The organism is Mesoplasma melaleucae, from assembly GCF_002804105.1.
In the GTDB taxonomy this organism is placed as follows: domain Bacteria; phylum Bacillota_I; class Bacilli_A; order Mycoplasmatales; family Mycoplasmataceae; genus Mesoplasma; species Mesoplasma melaleucae.
Genome location: NZ_CP024964.1, coordinates 809572 through 827174 on the forward strand (window position 1 = coordinate 809572; position 17603 = coordinate 827174).

Annotated in this window: 17 protein-coding genes; 3 read left to right on the forward strand and 14 right to left on the reverse strand. The window is 26.8% G+C overall.

Annotation, left to right across the window (positions count from 1 at the left end):
- Positions 1-9: 9 nt before the first annotated feature.
- Complete coding sequence (locus EMELA_RS04225) at positions 10-1821, reverse strand: dicarboxylate/amino acid:cation symporter (RefSeq protein ID WP_084485273.1); 1812 nt, start codon at positions 1819-1821, stop codon at positions 10-12.
- 16 nt (positions 1822-1837) lie between these two features.
- Complete coding sequence (locus EMELA_RS04230) at positions 1838-3166, reverse strand: FAD-dependent oxidoreductase (protein ID WP_028123879.1); 1329 nt, start codon at positions 3164-3166, stop codon at positions 1838-1840.
- A 177-nt stretch (positions 3167-3343) separates the two neighbouring features.
- On the opposite strand from EMELA_RS04230, the gene topA reads away from it, so the two are divergent.
- On the forward strand, positions 3344-5263 hold the full coding sequence (gene topA / locus EMELA_RS04235) for a type I DNA topoisomerase (protein ID WP_028123880.1): 1920 nt from the start codon (positions 3344-3346) through the stop codon (positions 5261-5263).
- Positions 5264-5290: 27 nt separating this feature from the next.
- Here the strand turns inward: topA and EMELA_RS04240 are convergent, their stop codons facing one another.
- The gene (locus tag EMELA_RS04240) at positions 5291-5971 is read right to left on the reverse strand and encodes a hypothetical protein (protein WP_028123881.1); all 681 of its coding nucleotides are present in this window, start codon (positions 5969-5971) and stop codon (positions 5291-5293) included.
- Between the two features lie 135 nt (positions 5972-6106).
- Here EMELA_RS04240 and EMELA_RS05045 point away from each other — a divergent pair, with 135 nt between their 5' ends.
- Entirely contained in the window at positions 6107-6325 is a 219-nt protein-coding gene (locus EMELA_RS05045; RefSeq protein ID WP_084485274.1) for an MBL fold metallo-hydrolase, read from the forward strand.
- Between the two features lie 222 nt (positions 6326-6547).
- Positions 6548-6745 carry a hypothetical protein gene (locus tag EMELA_RS05050; RefSeq protein ID WP_028123882.1) on the forward strand — a complete coding sequence of 66 codons (198 nt, stop codon included), beginning with the start codon at positions 6548-6550 and terminating at the stop codon, positions 6743-6745.
- A 53-nt stretch (positions 6746-6798) separates the two neighbouring features.
- Here the strand turns inward: EMELA_RS05050 and EMELA_RS04250 are convergent, their stop codons facing one another.
- The 11 genes from EMELA_RS04250 to EMELA_RS04300 form a co-directional block, all read right to left on the reverse strand.
- On the reverse strand, positions 6799-8199 hold the full coding sequence (locus EMELA_RS04250) for a uracil-xanthine permease family protein (RefSeq protein ID WP_028123883.1): 1401 nt from the start codon (positions 8197-8199) through the stop codon (positions 6799-6801).
- Between the two features lie 182 nt (positions 8200-8381).
- Positions 8382-9095 (reverse strand): YgjP family zinc-dependent metalloprotease, encoded by a 714-nt coding sequence (locus EMELA_RS04255; RefSeq protein ID WP_028123884.1) that lies wholly within the window; start codon positions 9093-9095, stop codon positions 8382-8384.
- Entirely contained in the window at positions 9067-10161 is a 1095-nt protein-coding gene (ychF, locus tag EMELA_RS04260) for a redox-regulated ATPase YchF (protein ID WP_028123885.1), read from the reverse strand. Before ychF ends, EMELA_RS04255 begins: the two co-directional genes overlap by 29 nt.
- A gap of 2 nt (positions 10162-10163) precedes the next feature.
- On the reverse strand, positions 10164-10361 hold the full coding sequence (locus tag EMELA_RS04265; RefSeq protein ID WP_028123886.1) for a DUF951 family protein: 198 nt from the start codon (positions 10359-10361) through the stop codon (positions 10164-10166).
- Positions 10354-11064: a 16S rRNA (guanine(527)-N(7))-methyltransferase RsmG gene (gene rsmG, locus EMELA_RS04270; RefSeq protein ID WP_028123887.1), complete on the reverse strand. Its 711-nt coding sequence runs from the start codon at positions 11062-11064 to the stop codon at positions 10354-10356. The genes EMELA_RS04265 and rsmG overlap by 8 nt, the downstream gene beginning before the upstream one ends.
- A 153-nt stretch (positions 11065-11217) precedes the next feature.
- Positions 11218-11457 carry an isochorismatase family protein gene (locus EMELA_RS04275; RefSeq protein ID WP_084485275.1) on the reverse strand — a complete coding sequence of 80 codons (240 nt, stop codon included), beginning with the start codon at positions 11455-11457 and terminating at the stop codon, positions 11218-11220.
- Positions 11458-11812: 355 nt separating this feature from the next.
- The gene (gene pgsA, locus EMELA_RS04280; protein ID WP_028123888.1) at positions 11813-12430 is read right to left on the reverse strand and encodes a CDP-diacylglycerol--glycerol-3-phosphate 3-phosphatidyltransferase; all 618 of its coding nucleotides are present in this window, start codon (positions 12428-12430) and stop codon (positions 11813-11815) included.
- The gene (locus EMELA_RS04285; RefSeq protein ID WP_028123889.1) at positions 12399-14024 is read right to left on the reverse strand and encodes an APC family permease; all 1626 of its coding nucleotides are present in this window, start codon (positions 14022-14024) and stop codon (positions 12399-12401) included. Before EMELA_RS04285 ends, pgsA begins: the two co-directional genes overlap by 32 nt.
- 119 nt (positions 14025-14143) lie before the next feature.
- The gene (deoD, locus tag EMELA_RS04290) at positions 14144-14851 is read right to left on the reverse strand and encodes a purine-nucleoside phosphorylase (protein ID WP_028123890.1); all 708 of its coding nucleotides are present in this window, start codon (positions 14849-14851) and stop codon (positions 14144-14146) included.
- Positions 14852-14883: 32 nt separating this feature from the next.
- The gene (locus EMELA_RS04295) at positions 14884-15783 is read right to left on the reverse strand and encodes an ABC transporter permease (protein WP_028123891.1); all 900 of its coding nucleotides are present in this window, start codon (positions 15781-15783) and stop codon (positions 14884-14886) included.
- Positions 15767-17602 carry an ABC transporter permease gene (locus EMELA_RS04300; RefSeq protein ID WP_028123892.1) on the reverse strand — a complete coding sequence of 612 codons (1836 nt, stop codon included), beginning with the start codon at positions 17600-17602 and terminating at the stop codon, positions 15767-15769. The genes EMELA_RS04295 and EMELA_RS04300 overlap by 17 nt, the downstream gene beginning before the upstream one ends.
- Between the last annotated feature and the right edge of the window lies 1 nt (position 17603).

The following is a 17603-nucleotide window of genomic DNA, read 5'->3' on the forward strand; positions in this document are numbered from 1 at the left end:
CCAATTTATTTATTTATTTTGTTTTGTTTTGGATTTTTCATCTTTAAGTTTAGCTGCTTTTTTGCCTTCTTTTACAATTTTGTTTTGATTTTGTTTTTCTGTTTTTAATTCTAATTTTTCTTGTTTAGCCTTAGCTTGTTTTTCACGCTTTTCAACAATCTTAGTTAATTGTTTCTCTGAAACTAATTCAGTGCCTTCTTCAAATAGACCTTCATCTTTTGCAACTAATGTGGCAGCAAATACACTACCAGTAACGTTAGTTGCTGTTCTTCCCATGTCAAATAGTCCATCAATTGCTCCAAAGATAGCATACACAGGCGCAAAGTAAGCTCCAAATCCAATTCCATTTAAAACTGCTGATGTAACAACTGTGGCTGTTCCTGGAACTCCTGCAATTCCAATACTTGCTACTATTGTTGTAAATAATCCTAAAATAAAGAACGCAAATACATTCATTTCTGCAACTGATTCAGATCCTGTATATAGTACAGAAGTAATTAATCCTGCTTGAACTCCAGCACAGGCTACTAAACCAAGTGATGTTGATAACGGTGCTACAATACTTGTTACTTTATCTTTTATTTTCATTTCGTTTGTTAAAGTATCCATAGTAACTGGTAGTGTTGCATTTGATGATTGTGTTGAGAATCCTTGAATTAAAGGTTTTCATGCATGTTTTCATCATGCAGCAACATTTACTCCAGATAAGAATAATACTAAAGTCATTACTCCTAACATAATAAATATTCCAACATATCCTATTGCTAAGATTAATCCAATTGATGCTAGTGCTCCAATTGCTCTTGTTGTAATTGCTGTTGTTAACATTGCCATAACAGCTAAAGGCATAATTTTCATAAATGTCATTAAGATTGACATAACAATATCTCAAGCTCTATCGATAACATTCATTAAATTATCCATTGATTCTGGATGTTTTTTTCTTACAAATGTTGTTGCATACCCAATTAATGCAGCTAAAACAATAACAGGTATAATTGCTGTTGCTGATAGTGTTGCTATAAAGTTTGATGGAATGTATCCTCAAACAATTTCAGGTAAAGCTTTTGAATCAGTTCTTCCTGATCCTCCAGGAATATGTTGATCAAAGTTTAATCCTTTACCGATTTTTAATAAATGCCCAATTCAGAATGTAATTGTAAATGCAATTGCAACATTAATTAAAAGAATCGCTACTGCTTTTCCTGATATTCTTCCTAAACCTTTTGATCCAGGTCTTGCTACAACTCTAAAAATTGCAATAAACACAATTGGGATTGTAATTAATAAAATACCATTAATAAATATTTGTTTTAACATTGATGCTCAAACATTAAATTCAATAATTCAATCAATTCCTGATTTAATTTCTGCATTTATTGTTAAACCTTCAAATGCTAGTTTGTCTGCTCCAGCATTAATGTAAAGCATCATTGATTTAGCTAATTCAGATACATTGTTTGAAGTTAAAACATTTTTTGCTAGTGCTTGTGCAACTGTCATTACTTCTTTATCAGGTTTAATATAATAACTTGAAATGTCTAATCATGAACCATCTACTAGTGCTCAAACTGCATTTCCTTTATGTGAAAATCATGATCCACCAGGGAATTCAATGATTGTTTGAATAACAACCCCAAAAATTAATCCGATTGTCATTCCAATTAAAATTCTATATACAAATTTTATTTTTATTTGTTTCAATCCATACCAAAACCCACCCATTAAACCGAAGAACAATAGAATCGCTACAAGTGATTGTCATGTGCTTATGCTTAAAAAGTTTTGAAGGAAAGTTTCTTTAAAACTACTTAATAACATTTAATTTCCTCTTTTTTTATATTAATTTACTTAATGCAATGTGGATGATATCTGTTGTTCTTGAGAACGGTGGTGAATATGGTAAATCAATTTGTTCTAACGCTTCATCAACTTTAGTTCTTGCTCAAATAATTCCAACAAGTCCATATATTCTTAAAACTGATTTATTTTTACCTATCATTTGCACATTTATAATTTCTTTTGTTTCAATATCCATGATTATTTTAAGTCATAGATCTGTTTGATCTTTTACATAATTTGTATGATCTTTATCTTTTATTAAAATTTCTTTTGTTTCAATTTTATTTGTTTCGATAAACATTTTGTTTTCGCCGCTTCTTGCTAGTTCCAAATCAAAAAATCTAATAATTGTTGTTCCCAAAGCTCCAACAAATTTACTTGTTTTAGTTTTATTAATATTATTTGCAATGATTTTTGCTTGTTTATTAGCAACAGTTGCTAAATAAAATGTTCTATTATTTTTATATAAATAACTTAAACTGCTACAACAATCTCCACCAGCATAAACATTTGGGATGTTGGTTTCACAATATTCATTTATTTTAATTGCACCATTGTTTTCTAATTCTAATTCTGTATTTTTTAAGAACTTTGTATTTGGTAAAACACCAATACTTAAGATTACAATATCACAATTAATAATTTCACTCTTAATTGTTTTAGCTCCGCAAACATTATTATTAGCATCTTTAATAAATTCTACAATTTCATTCTCTTTATAAAGATCAATATTTTTATTTTTAATCTCTTCTTCAACTAATTTTGAAAATTCTTCATCAAATAAATTTTTAAGAACTCTATCTGCTTTTTCAATAATTGCAATATTTGCTTTTGTTGCGTGTTTTATATTTTCGACCATTTCTAAACCAATAAGTCCTGAACCTATTACCAATACTTTGCTTTGATCAGTTATTGCATTTATAATAACAATTGCATCTTCTTTTGAATTAACTGTAAATATATTATTAGCATCAATGTTTTTAATTGGCGGTGTAATTGGTTTAGCTCCAACAGCAATAACTAAATTATCATAGCTGATATTTTCGTCTTCAAAATTAATTACTTTATTTTTAAAATCAATTTTATGCGCAGATTTTTTAGTTAAAACCCTTATGCCTGTCTCTTCAAAGTTTTCAACTTTTCTTGCAATCAATGTTTCTGGATTGTCAAAATTACGACCAACATAATATGGAATACCACATGCCCCAAGTGAAACATATTCTTTATCTTGAATTACGATTATTTCATGTTTTTCATCTAATCTTTTTAGTTTAGCCGCAACTCCCATACCTGTTGTAGAACCACCAATGATAATTGTTTTCATTTTGTCTCCTTTAAAGAATTATTATTTATTATAAACCTATTTTCTCAAAAGTAAAAAATTATGATAAAACTATAGTTTTATTTATTAATAATATATATAGGCCATTTTAAAAAAATAATTTTTTGTTGAAATTTTAGTTTTAAAAGGTTTTAATTGTTAAATGAAAGAAGTGTGAGTATGACAAAATATCTAGTATTACTTGAATCGCCATCAAAAGTTGAAAAAATTAAATATTACTTAGAAAAAAACTTTCCAGATGACTCTTTTGAAGTTTTAGCCAGTGGTGGACATATTAATAGAATTGTTGACTCTGGTCCTTGAGGATTAGGAATTGATTTAAAAACAATGACACCATCATTTAAAATCGAACCTTCAAAGAAAAAGAATGTTGATGAAATTGTTAAAGCTGGTAAAAGCGCAGATAAAATTATTCTTGCTTCCGATCCTGACCGTGAGGGAGAAGCTATTGCATGACACCTTGCTAATTTATTTATAAAAGATAATAAAGAAATTAAAAGAATTACTTTCAATGAAATTACAGAAACTGCTATCATAAAAGCATTTGGCAAAATGCGAAATATTGACATGGATTTAGTTAATGCTCAATTATCAAGACAAATGTTAGATAAAATAATTGGATATATGATTTCTAACTCACTACAAAAAAGTACAGGTTTATTAAGTGCTGGTAGGGTTCAAACTCCTGCATTAAAAATCTTAGTAGACAGAGACAAAATAATTAAAGCCTTTGTTGAAACAGTTTATAAAAAGATTTTTGTTATTGATGAAAAAACTAATGTTAAACTTGCTTTATACAAAGACGATAACAACATAGTTGTTAATGATCAAAAAACATATTACATTTCTGAAGCACAATCTAAAGTTATTCAAAACAACTTAGGTGAAAATTATAAATGTACAAAGTATAAAGCAAAAGAATTTGAAGTTAGAAGTTTTAAGCCATACTCAACTGCAAGTTTATTACAAGATGGATTTAGTAAATTAAGAATGAGTGCTGCACAAATTACTGTTGCTGCACAAAAATTATATGAAGCCGGACTAATAACTTATATTAGAACTGATTCAAACAAATACTCAAATGATTTTATTGCTGAAGCTAAAAAATTTATTAATACTAATTTCAAAGGTGATTTATTTAAAGAAGCAGTTCCTGTGAGAACACAAGCAAATGCTCAAGAAGCCCATGAATCAATAAGACCAACAGATTTAAATCAAAGACCTGAATCTATCTCTTCTCAAATTGAAGACAAAAACATGATTAGAATTTATAACTTAATTTGATGAAATACTGTTAAGTCATTAATGAAAGGTCCAAGTGGTTTCTACCACAACTGAACTTTCTGAAATAATGGTTATGAATTTAAACAAAGTTGAAAAGAAGTTCTAGATCTTGGTTATAACAAATTAGATAAATTTGAAACTGATGAAGATGTTGAACTTGATGAAAATTATGATGAAATTTCAAAAGATGATGAAATAAAACCACCTTTTAAATTTAGCGAAAATTATGTTTTTTCAATTGATAAAAGCGCCATTGTTATGGAAGACGCAAAAACTTTACCACCAAGAATGTTTAATCAAGCTAGTTTAGTAAAAGAATTAAAAGATTTAGGAATTGGTAGACCTTCAACTTATACTCCAACACTTTCAAAACTAAAAGAACGTGAATACGCTATACCTCATAGAGGTAAACCTTTTGAAGTTACTTATAAAGGTTATCAAGCAGAAGAATTTTTATATGAAAAATATCAAGACCTCTTTAATTTAAATTACACTGCAAAAATGGAAGAAAATCTTGATGAAATTGCAGAAGGAAAATTTGATTATAAGGATTGAATTAAAAATGTTTATGAAGATTTAAGTGTTTCTGTAAAAGGGCAAATTCAAGAAGCCAAAACAAGTGATCTTAAATGTCCTAGATGTCACGAAGGAAGTTTAGTTTTCATTAAATCAAAATTTGGTAGAGGGCGTGGTTGCTCTAATTTCACTACTACAAAATGTGGATATCGTGAATATGAACAAAAAGATGGAACATGATTAGAATATGTACCTAAACCAAAAGAAGAAAAAAAATAGAAATGCATTTGCTTTCTATTTTTTTTACTATTTTAATGATTTTAAAATTTCAAGTACTTTTTTCATTTCATTAATTGCTTGTTCTTTAGTATTTTCATCAATTAAATAAATTGATTTATTTTCATTATTGCAGTTTATTACAAAATAATTTTGCAATTCTAATCCTGAAAATTTTACTTGCTTAAATCTTTCGTTTAAAAGTTCATTATATAAAACTAATTGTAAAGCTTCTTTATTTTTAGCTAGTAGTTTTGTTGTTTTGATATCGCCAATTACATATTTTCCTAATTTTGTATTAATTAATAAAATATCTAATGTACCAACATAATTTTTACCAACCATTGATAACTCACTAATGATTTCTCATCCTTCTGATTCTGGATAGTCTACACTGATCTTATTTAAAACTCATAATAATCAATCTTTCATTTCTGCATGTGTGTTAATTCCACAACATTCTATTTCAATTTTATCTTTAATAAAATTTTCAGCAATTTTATGAAGGTGTAATTTCCTATTTATTGCATTCTCTAAAATTGATCTTCCTTGTTCTGTGTTTGAAAATGAGGTGTCAAAAATATGTTGTGGTAAAAGTTCAATTAATTTAGAAACACTTGGTTTGTCTACTTGGATGCCATCTAAGTAATATGTATGTGTTCTTTCGTCAATTAAAATATCTCTTTTTAAAATACTTTCACATTTCCTCATAAAAAACACCGTCCTTGACTTTTATTATACAAAAAAAGAGTAAAATTTATTAAAATCAATTGAAAGTGTGAAAAATAATATGAAAAAAGAAATTAAACATTTAAAGCAAATGCTCTAAATGAAGCAAATGCTTATTTATTAATAAATAAGGAAGATAATAAAGCTATATTAATAGATGGAGCTTATAGCTCTGATTTAATTCTAGATTTTTTGGATAAAAACAACTTAATTTTAACTGATATTTTTATTACTCATTTTCATCATGATCATACAGTTGGAGTTGATATTATTGCATTAAAAACAGGTGCTATAATTCATTTTCATGAACTTGATTATAAATTTTTATTTAATTAAAATATTAATGGTACTCAAAATGGGCAAATTATTGATTTTGCTAATGAAGCAATAGTATTCTCTTTATTTAATGGCAATTTTAAAACTAAAATAAATGAATTTTTAATAAATGGATTACATAAAGGTCGTTATACCAAAGGAACAACATTCTAAGATGTTGATCATAAGTATTTATTTGTTGGAGACACATTATTTATAAACAGGTTTGGTTATCATAAAGCAATGTTCAAAGATTATCAAGAACATCTATTAAAAAGTATGTTTGAAGCAACTTGTAATGATGATGCATTCTTTGAATCAATAAAATCTATCGATAATAAATATAATAATTATTTAATATATCCTGGTCATTGAGCAGACGGCTTTAAACTAGAAGGAATTATTTCAAATAAAAATCACCCTTACAATAAATTAAAATAGAACACAATTGTGTTCTATTTTTTGTTTCTTTTCATTATATAAATTGTTAACTATTATTTTCTTCTTTTTAATTTTGATTTAATTCATTCGATTTTTACAAATCCTTGGTTTAGATCATGAGGTAATATTAAATTTAATATAATTCCTGTAAATGCTGCTAATCCTAATCCTGGAAGATTGAATCAACCAATATCAATTCCTTGTCCTAATACACTAAGAACTAGTCCAATTACTAATACAGTTGCAGATATAAATACATTTCTCATATTCATAAAATCTGTTTTATTTGTAATCATAATTCTTACTCCATTAATACTAATAAATCCAAACATAATCATTCCAACTCCACCCATTGCTGGATCTGGTAACATCGCAATAGTTTGGTTAACTGGTGCAATAAATGAAAGTAATATAGCAATTACAGCAGCTGTTCCAATAACTCAAACTGATGCCACTTTTGTCATTCCTACAATAGCTGTATTTTCTCCATATGTTGTGTTTGGTGGTCCACCAACAAGTCCATCAAATACAATTGATACTCCATCAGCAATTAATGTTCTATGAATACCTGGGTCTTTTACAAAATCTTTTTTAGTAATGTATCCCATAGCAATATGATCACCAATGTGTTCTGCCATTGCAATAATCGCTAATGGTGAAATTGCTAGGATTGATGGGAAGATATTTTTAGCTTCTTGTTTTCATAATCGTTTAAATGATGGATATCATTCTCATTGCTTAACATCAGTAATTTTTGATATATCCATTAAATTTGAATCTTTCATTGAGAAATGAATTATTAAACTTAAAATAAATCCTGCAGCAATTCCAATAATAACTGGAACAACTTTTGCTATCCCTTTTGCTTTTAATGTAACTATTACAGTTACCATAAATGTAAATATGGCAATTATAGCTGCTAATCATTGTGGATAAGTTTTTTTAGTTGCCGCTCAAGCGTCTGCACTTACAATACCAGCGTTAGTTAATGCTGATGGTGCTGCACTTAATCCAATAATCATAATTAATGGTCCAATTACAATCACAGGGAATATTTTTTCAATAAATTCTGTTCCTAAATAATAAACTAGAATTCCAAATAATATATAAATTAGTCCTGCAACCATAACAGCTACAAACACTGAATTTCCATATGCAGGGTAGTTAAGCCCTATTGCACTCATATATGCAAATGAACTTCCTAAATACATAGGTACTTTTGCTTTTGTTAAAACAATATAAATTAATGTTCCAACTCCTGAACAAAATAATGCCATTGATGATGTCATAACAGTTTCTTTTGCTAAACTGTTAATAATAATTGGAACTAATACTGTTGATCCAAACATTGCAAAAACGTGTTGAATTGCAAATATAAATCATTGTGCATAACTCTTTGGTTTTTCTCTTGGTTCTAACACTAAACCAATGTCTTTGATTTTTGCTTCTTCCATTTTTTCTCCTCTTTCATTGAAAATTTACAAAAAAAATAATCGTCTACAAAAGACGATTATTTGACTGTAAAAAATTCAATTTTGATTATTTGTGGACCTTTTAAAAAGTTAAATACTTGCTTTGTCATAATACCCTCCAAATAATTCTTAAGATTGATTATAGAATATTTGATTTAAAAAATCTATATTCCTGTGGAATTTAATAAAGTTTGTAACTTTTTATATTCAGGGCAATATCTTTCAACAAAATGTCAAAACTCTTTAGAGTGATTTGGATATAAAATATGTGTTAATTCATGAATAATTACATAACTGATTATTTCTTCAGTGAAATGTAATAATTTTGTATTAAAAGCAATCTTTAATTCTTTAGGTAAACAATATCCTCATTTAGCTTTCATTAATTTAACATTAACGTTTCTAAATTGAATATTCATTTTCAAACTTCAATCAATTGTTCTTGAAATAAATCAATTTTTATAATGTTTTGCTAATATACTATATAATTTTTTAATTTGTTCTTCTTGATCAAAATAATTTTTCATATAAATTTTATTATCTTCAATTTTTGATCTTGTTAAATTTTCATCAATTACTATTTCAATTTCATTATGAAATATTTTTACTCATGGTTTTAATGTATTAAAATCATAAACTGAACCAATAATATGTTGATTTTGAACTGTCACAATTTTTGATATGTTCTTATAAATAATTTTTTCGACTTCTCAGTCTGGTGTGTTAAAGGGTGCACTAATTCTTACTTTCCCTTGAACAACCCTTAAAATGATGTGTTTTTGTTCCTTATATGTGATTGTATATCTAAGATTATTGCCTTGATAAGACAATGTTTTTTTAAACTTTAAACTAGACATTGAATTTAAAGAAACAAACATCACCATCTTGCATTACATAACTCTTACCTTCAAGACGCATTTTTCCAGATTCTTTAACTTTCTTTTCATCTCCTAAATCAAATAGATCTTGAACATTATAAATATCAGCTTTAATAAATCCTCTTTCAAAGTCAGTATGAATAACTCCTGCACATTGAGGTGCTGTTCAGCCTTTTTTATATTGTCAACTTCTTGCTTCTTGTGGTCCGGCTGTAAAATAAGTTTCTAAGTTTAATGCTTCATAGGCTGCTTTAATAACTTGTTCTAATCCGGAATACTTAACTCCTAAATCATTTAAGAATTCAGTTTTTTCTTCAGGTGTTGCTTCACTTAAATCTTCTTCAATTTTTGCACAGATTTTTACAACTGATGCATTATTGTTTTTTGCAAACTCTTTTACTTGTTTAACATATTCGTTATCTTCCATTAATTCATCATCTTTAACATTAGCAACGTAAATAAAAGTTTTAGCTGTTAAGAATTGGAATCCCTTTAATATTTTTGATTCTTCTTCATCTAATTCTAAAGTATTTAATAATTTATTTTGATCTAAGCATGCTTCAGCTTTTATTAATACTTCCATTTCAGCTGCAAATGTTTTATCTCCTCCACGAACTTTTGGAGTAATTCTTTCAATACGTTTTTTAATTGTAAATTGATCAGATAACATTAATTCTAAATTAATTATTTCAATATCTCTAATAGGATCAACACTGCCTTCAACGTGAGTTATATCTTTGTTATCAAAACATCTAACAACTTCACAAATTGCATCTGTTTCTCTAATATTAGCTAAAAAGGCATTTCCTAATCCTTCACCTTTTGAAGCTCCTGCAATTAACCCTGCAATATCAACAAATTCAATTGTTGTTGCTATTTTCTTTTTAGAACTAAATATTTCAAAGATTTTATCTAATCTTTCATCTGGTACTTCTACAACTCCAATGTTTGGTTCAATTGTTGCAAATGGATAATTTGCTGCTTCTACTTTTGAATTTGTAATTGCATTAAATAAAGTTGATTTACCAACATTTGGTAATCCTACAATTCCTACTTTTAAACTCATGACTATTCTCCTTTAATTTTTATTATTTGTTTTATTTGTTTATCTAAAATATTTCTTCGTAATTCAATGAAAAGATCAAATCGATCTGTACTTCTAAATTTGTAAAATGCTCCAATGCGAATTAATTCTCATTTAATTGTTCCACTGGGATGCGCTTTTTTGAAAATAACAATATCTCGTACTTCTAATTCACTATGCATGTTTTTTACCACTTTCTTTAACTATTCTTGCATACTCTCTTGGATATAAATCTGGTGTTGATTTAGTTTTTGTATAAAACAAGTTAATTCTTTCACCAAAACCTGTATCTTTTAAAATTTGTTTAGCTGTTAAAGTTACTTTTAATTTTTCAGCTATATTTTTTGAATTCAAGATTTCTTCATCTGCTTTAGGTCCTTTTAATAAAATAACTTTTCCTTCAATTTTTGTAAATCTAACACCTAATTCTAAAATTACATCAAGATAAGCTACTGCTCTAGAAATAACAATATCATAATGCTCGTTTTCAATTCTTGCTAATTCTTCAGCTCTTACGTGTTTTGCAGTAATTTTTTTTAAATTTAACTTCTCTATCAATATATTTAAAAAATTTACTTTTTTATTATTTGAATCAATTAATGTAATTTCTATTTCAGGGAAAAATATTTTTAATACTATTCCTGGAAAACCAGGACCTGTTCCTATATCAATAATTTTTTCATTACTTAGTTTGTGTTCTTTTGTAAATAGTAAAGAATCTAAGAAATGTTTTTCATAAACCTCTTTTTCACTTGTAATTCTTGTTAAATTATATTTTGCATTTTCTGCTAAAAGGATTTTGTAATATTTATCCAATTTTATTTTTATTGTTTCTGAGGGTGCAAAGCCAAGATTACTTTCAAAAATTTTTCAATTATTAAACAACTTTGGCACCTTCATTTCTTTTTTAACTTAAATTATTATAGCATATAGCGAGTTTCTTTATATCAATACAAAATAAATGTATACTTTGTATATTGCTCAAAATAAAAAAATAAAAATAAACAAATTTTTTGTTCATTTATCATCTTATATAACTTATGGAAATCTAGCTAAGGCAGCAAAGTATGAAATATTAACTTCTTTATAGTTAACTTCAACATTATTAAATGTTAAATTCTTTGTTGTGCATCCTTCTGCTACTAACTTAACTTTATAACCTTTTTCATAAGTACTTCTGACTGTTGTATCAACGCACATATGAGTCATTATTCCACAGATAGTTAAATTTGTTATTTCATGCAAATCTAAAACTTTTTTAATTTTGTATTCATAAATGAATCTAGTTCATTTTTTATTACCACTTTAACAAGTTCAGTATTAAAATCTTTATCAATCTCAATACCATTTGTATTGGGCAAAAAAATAAAGCATTTTCACTATTTATATGTTTAATATAAATTATTATTTCATTATTTTCATGTGCCTGATTGTTCTAGTTTTAAAATTTTATTTAGTGTTTTTTCAGTATTCTTTAGTTCAATTTTCCCATTAGGGAAATAGTAATTTTGAACGTCAATTATTATTAATGCATTTTTATATTCTTATTATTACAATTATGACATTATAATTTGATAATTTTTGTTTTTTATAAAAGAAAATAAAAAAGAAAGCACCATGCTTTCTTTTAAAATTAAAATAAATTTTTTCTTGCTTTTAAGAAGTAGTCAACTCCACTGTATAAACTAAATGCAACAGCAATATACATTGGAATTAAAACTAATTGTTCTTGTCATACTTCAAAATTAAATGTAAATGAACTAACAAAAAATAATAATGATAATCCTATCATTTGAAAAATTGTTTTTAATTTACCAAATATTCCAGCAGATAAAGTTACACCTTTTGAGCTTAAAATCATTCGAATGAAATCAACAAATATATCTCTTAAAATTAATATTAAAGTTATTCAAACAGAAATGATTGAAATACTTGATGCAAATAATATTAAGACTGAGTTAACTAATAATTTATCAGCAATTGGATCAAATAATTTACCAAAGTCTGTAACTTGATTATTTTTTCTTGCTAAATATCCATCTAAAAAGTCTGTAAAACTAGCAACAATAAATACAACACCCGCTAATAACATAGTTAAAGTTATTTTAAAAGTTGAGTCAGCATTTCCTACAATTCAATTTTTATCTCAGTGGTATATATTTGCGATAACTAACATAAAAACTACTGGTACAAGTAATAATCTTATAAGTGTTAATATGTTAGGCAGATTTCATTTTTGTTTTTGATTCATTTTCTAATTCCTTAAGTTCTTGATCTTCTTTTGCAGCCATTCAGTTATTAACTTTCATAGCTTTATCAATTTCACCTTCAAACCCGTTTTTAAATGGGCGTTTAATGAACATTCTTTCTTGTATTAATCATACAATAAAAGTTGCTGCCAAAGTCACAATAAATATAATTGTGAACATCATTCCACCATTTGTAACTCAATTCATATCTCTTTCATCTAATAATTGTGGTGCTAAAAATACTAATAGTCCACATATTGTAAAAAACATGAATAATGTTGTAGATATAATTGCTGATTGTCAAAAGAATTTAACTTTGCTAACTTTTACTTTACCTGTTTTTCTATTAATCATTGCAGCAATCATTAAGATTGAAAGAACAATAAATATTAAAATAACACAAACTGAAGACATGATACCAATATAAAACATTGGAGCAGTTAAATATTCAATATATATATCTCCGCTTAAAAACGGATCAGTTCCAATACCATTTCAATTACCATGTTTAGTTAATGCTCCAATTAAAATTAAAACTACATAGAATGTTGATGATATTGCTGCTTGTGTAAGTGCTGATTTTTTAAATCCATTTTTTCCTTCTTTTAAATACATTAATTTTATATTGTGATCAGATAGTAAATTTGATGTACCAAAATGAGTAAACATATTAATGTTTAATATACAAATTAAAAATAGAATTATGTAAACAACTGTAGAAGCTGCTTTTTTTGCTCTAGCTGATGGATGTTGACTGAACCCTGAAAATATTTGCATTAAAACAGCTTTAACACTACCATTCCCACCTAAGAAGAGTGATAATGCCATCAATACATAAAATAATGTGATAAATACTAAACCTGAAATAATTGCAATTGGAACTACTTCTTTATGTTTTGCACTTTTTTGAGTATTGGCTGTAAATATATATCCATCAAATGAGAATAAAATAGCACCCATACCACCTAAGAAGTTCATAAACATTAAATCTGTTCCTTGAGCCATACACATTCCATTTCCTGTTGGATTAGATCCAATGATTGCAATAATAAATCCTGCAAAGAATGCGATGATTAGCGGAATAAACTTAATAAATATTGCAACAAACTGCATTTTTCTAGAAATATTTGCTGCATAAATATTAACAAATGCAAATAATACAAATAATAAAATACCTACAATTATATAAATACTTAATAAAGCACCTGGATCAGGGGTTATACCAGTGAACACAAAAAAGTATGCAATAGTTAAACTTACAAAAATTGATTGGTAAGCTGGCATATAAATTGTTGTATATAATATTGAAACAAATGATGCAAATTTTCTGTTAATAAATAATTTACATCAGTTACTTACTGTACCATTTCCTTCTTTTTCTGTTGATTTAGCTATTTCCATAAAAACAACAATTGAAATAACGCAAACCATTCCAATTGCAAGTCATAAAACAGTTGCTATTCATGGACTCTTTGTTTGATCAATTAATTCTTTATTTTTTACATAAATTCCTGAACCTATACAAATTCCTATGATTAGTAAGAACAAGTACCAAAACTCATAAACTTTTGAACTTTTGTTTTTTTTCTTGAACATATATTCTTTCTTTCCTTATTTTTTTATTTTTAGTGAGTTATAAGAAAATGTATCAAAAAAAAGATAACAAAACAAGGAAAAATAAAAAGGCACACCTATAGTGTGCTTAATTTAAATAATTATTTAAGTTTTAGCGCTGTTTCTAGCGCAATTTCAACCATTTGCATGAAATTGTTTTGTCTTTCTTCAGCTGTTGTTACTTCTTTTGTTACTAAGTTGTCTGAAACTGTTAATAAACAAGCAGCTTGTTTTTTTGCTTTAATTGCATTTGCAAATAATGCAACAGATTCCATTTCAACAACATCTAAATTATTTTCTTTAACAAACTCCATAACATCACCATGACGATAGAATACATCAGATGAGTGAGCTCTTCCTGTTAAAGTTTTAATTTTGTGTTCTTCTGCAACTTTTTGAATTAAAGAATAAAGTTTTTCTCCTGCTTTAATTACTTTGTCATCAATGTTCGCAGCAATTTTTGCATAATTACTATCACTATAAGCTTCTTTGACATTATAAACATCATAAACTTTGATTTCTTTTTTATAACTTCCTGCTGATCCTATTCTTATAATATTCTGAACATCATAAAAGTTAAAGAATTCATATGAATAAATTCCAATGCTTGGGCATCCCATTCCGCTTCCTGCAATAGTTACTTTAACTCCTTTGTAAGTTCCAGTATACATAAGCATATTTCTTACTTCATTAACTAACTTAACATTTTCTAAATATGTTTCAGCAATTTTTTTAGCTCTTAATGGGTCTCCTGGCATTAAAACTGTTTTTGCAATATCTTCTTTTTTTGCGCTAATGTGTGGTGACATTTTAAAAATCCTCTTCTTCCTTTAAATATATTTTATCTTAATGTTTTGTCAAATGGTACACCACTTGCTTGTGGTGGTAAAGATCATTTTGATGCTATTACCATTACAACTAATGACATGATAAATGGAAGTGCTCTTGGTAATGCATTTAATCCTGTAATTTTTTGACCAATACTAAATAGAATTGAGAATACAATTGAGAACATTAAGATTAAACTTACTTTTCATTGACCAATAATCATAATTGCTAATGCAATAAATCCTAGTCCTTGTACACTACCATTAAAGTTTTGAAGTGATTGAGTAATTACAAACATTGTTCCTGCTAATCCTGCAATAGCACCAGAAATAGTAATACAAATAAATCTATATTTATTTACTTTAATTCCTGCTGCATCTAAAGCTTGTGGATTTTCACCAGCTGCTATATGTCTAGTTCCAACTTTTGTAAAAGTAAAGTATAATCCTAATGCAAATGTTGCTAATAAGATAACTACAGCATATCCAATGAAATAATTAAATGATATCAATTTTGGACTTAATGATCCAAGAATTGTACCTCCAGTTCCAAATCCTTCAATATGTACTATAAATAATGCAATTCCTTGTGCAAGTAAATTAATAACAGTACCAGAAATTATTTGATCTGTTTCTAATTTTAAAACCATTAATGTTTGTAATAGTGAGAATAAACTTGCTACAACCATTGAGAAACATGCTCCAAATATTAAATATAAAATATGCAATTCTTCATAATTAGTTGTTGTTTTCTTAATCATGAATGAAAATGATACGTATGCTAAAGCACCAATAGTCATAAATCCTTCAATTCCTAAGTTAATAACTCCTGATCTTTCTGAAAACATTCCTGAGATAGTTCCTAAAGTGAAAACTACAAAAAAACCTAATGCTAGACTAAATATTGCTTCCATAAAGTTTTACTACCTCCATTTGCTTTTCTAATAATTGAATTTTTAAGTTTTCAATTTTTATTTTTTTAAATGTTTGTGATGCTTTAGTTTGTTTTAATTTTTTAATTTCATTTAAGTATTCTTGTTTTACCTCTTTTAAATATTTGTTAGCATCTTTTTTTGCTTTTATATAAGCATTCTTAATTTTAATAACATCTTTTTCTTGTTTGTCGATTAAAGCAATTGCCTTATCTTCTAGTTTTGTTTTTTTAGAAATTAAATTATCTCTTTGATCTTTTGATTCAGCTTTTATGCTTTTATCAATATTTTGAATCTCTGAAGATAAGATTACAACTTTATTTAAAACAGGGAACGTTGCTAGATTATATCGATCAGTATGAACAAATTTTAAACCGCTAATTGAATTTTCTTTGTATCTCTCTAATTCATTATCAATATAAATTCGTTTTTCATTTTTTAAATCTTTAATCTTACTTTTAATTTTTGATAATTTAAAGTTTTTCAATTCAATATAATTTTCTTTTAAATTAGTTAATTCATTTATTAATTTTTCATCTTTTGTATTAGCTTTTAATAAATCTTTTACTTGTTTGATTTCTGCTTTTTCTTTTTCTAACTGTTTTCCAAATAAAATAGCTAGTTTTTCGTATTTTGCTTTTCTAATACTTGTATTAATAGTTTTAATTTGTAATTTAAAATGTGAATTTCTAATTTTAAAAATCATTATATTAATATACTTTATCGTATTAATTTTCATTAATAGTAAGTACATTGTTGAGAATAGAATAATTATTCCAAATAATAAGTCAGATGTTTCTGCTGGCAATCCCATGTATTGAGGTGAATTCATAGTTAATTGAATTCCATCTTTTAAAATAGCTCACAGTATTGCCACAGGAATAATTCCTAAGAAATTGTTAAATGCAACTAATGCAATTGGAATACCATCAAATCCTAACAACGGCATAATATCATTTGTAACTGATATATTACTTTTTAATCCAAAGTAATAGAAGAAACCAGCTGCTGATATAAATATCCCTTGTAGTACAGTAACTCCAATGATAAATGTATTAGTTTTAATTCCTGCATATTTAGCTGCAGTTGACTGCATACCTACTACTTTATATTTATAACCAACTGTTGTTGTTTCACAAACAACAAATACAGTAATTACTGAAACTAAAGCAATTATAATTGCAAATACTCATAAATATGAACCAAATACTTCTGGTAAATTCGGTGAGTTAACTTGTGTTTCAAATTTAACAAATAAGAAGTATTTTAATAAGTATCATAAAATTCAGTTTATAACGATTGATGTCGCTACTTCATGGATATTAAATAGCACTTTTAAAATCCCTGTAAGTGATGACACTATTGCTCCTGCTATAATAAATATCAAGAACAATACTATTCCATACCCACCTGCTAAATTAGAAAAATCTGATCCACCAGTTATTGCACTTAAAAACATATAAGTAATTAGCAGACCTCCAAGTGCTTGTCCACTACCACCCATGTTAAATAACTTAACTCTAAATCCTAATGCAAGTCCTAGACCTAATAATATAAATACTGCTAGTAGAATAACTGTTTCTTCTGGATATACTGGTTCAGCAAATGGTTTGATAAGGCTACTAAATATAAATCCAAACCCGTTCATTCCAAAACAGTATAAGAATATAATTCCACATAATAAACCAAGAATAATTGAAATGAAGGAAACTTTTACATAAGATGTTTTTGTCTTAAATGTAGTTGATTTTACATACGCGATTGACTTTGTTTTAAATTTTCAATGATTAATCTTTTTCATA